At 53.9% G+C, this 1,039-nt stretch carries 1 protein-coding gene; it reads right to left on the reverse strand.

Annotation, left to right across the window (positions count from 1 at the left end; translation table 11 throughout):
- Nucleotides 1–855, reverse strand: an 855-nt coding sequence (locus Q0372_RS06085) for an amidohydrolase family protein (RefSeq protein WP_298103823.1), incomplete at its 3' end; no start/stop codon positions are given.
- Nucleotides 856–1,039: the final 184 nt, after the last annotated feature.

Raw genomic sequence — 1,039 nt, forward strand, 5'->3', positions numbered from 1 at the left:
CAGATCGTAGGTGTTGTATATCGCAGAATACGGCACCGGAAAGTCTGAAGCGTAAAACAGGCGCGAGTGCACGTCCGTTTGGCTCGCCAGATGTGGCAGGGCTTTCGCGCGCACCGGCGTCATCAGCGCCGAAACATCGGCGTAGAGGTTCTTGTGTGTGCGCAGAAGCGCTAAAAGCGCGAAATAATCGTGTCCGAAATTTCGCGGGCGGCGCGAGAGCGCACGAAAAATATGCGAATATTCGTAGTTAATCGCCATGTGCGCACACACCGTCGTGACGCCCAACTCAAGCGGCGCATAGATCATCTCCAGCGCCTCGCAGCGGCGCGTGCTCGGCACCGAGCTTTCGTTGCCGACGTGGATCACCAGCGGCAAGCCGAGCTTGGCGGGCTTTTCAAAATACGGCACGTAGCGGGGCAGCCTCGTATCCAGATCCCAATAATTTTGTAAAAATTTCGCCCCCTTAAATCCGAGCTCGAAGCAGCGATCGATCTCATCGAGCGCGTCCGCCCTTTTTGGATTGATGCTAAAAAACGGCACGATGAGACCTGGGTTTTTTTGATAAATTTCAAACACGCTGTCGTTGTCCGCACAGACGGTCTTATCGCGATGGATTAGCTCGCCCGCGTCGCTAAATTTAGCATCCACGCCGAAAAGCACCGCCTTTTTAACGTATTTCGAAGCTCTAAGCCCGCCGAGCAGAGCGTCCACATAGGCCTCGTATGGCTCTTTGATCGCGCGCGATACGTCTATGCCGAAGCGCCTGCCGAAAAGGCGCAGCGCGAGCCTGTCGTAAGGGCGATCGAAGCGCACCTCCTTGCTTAGCAGATGGACGTGAAAATCAATCGTTTGCATCGGGGATCCTTGGGAAAATTTTGCCGAGTTTATATCAAATTGCGGTAAATAGTTAGAATTTTAATTCGGATTAAAATTTACGCTCCGTACCTTGCCTCGCATAGAATTTAGCGCGGACGTAGTCCGCCCCTTATAAAGCGTCGTCGGGGGTTAGGTGGGGGTTTGGGGGCGGAAAGGGGAGCGA

This window comes from uncultured Campylobacter sp., assembly GCF_937997405.1.
GTDB lineage: Bacteria > Campylobacterota > Campylobacteria > Campylobacterales > Campylobacteraceae > Campylobacter_B.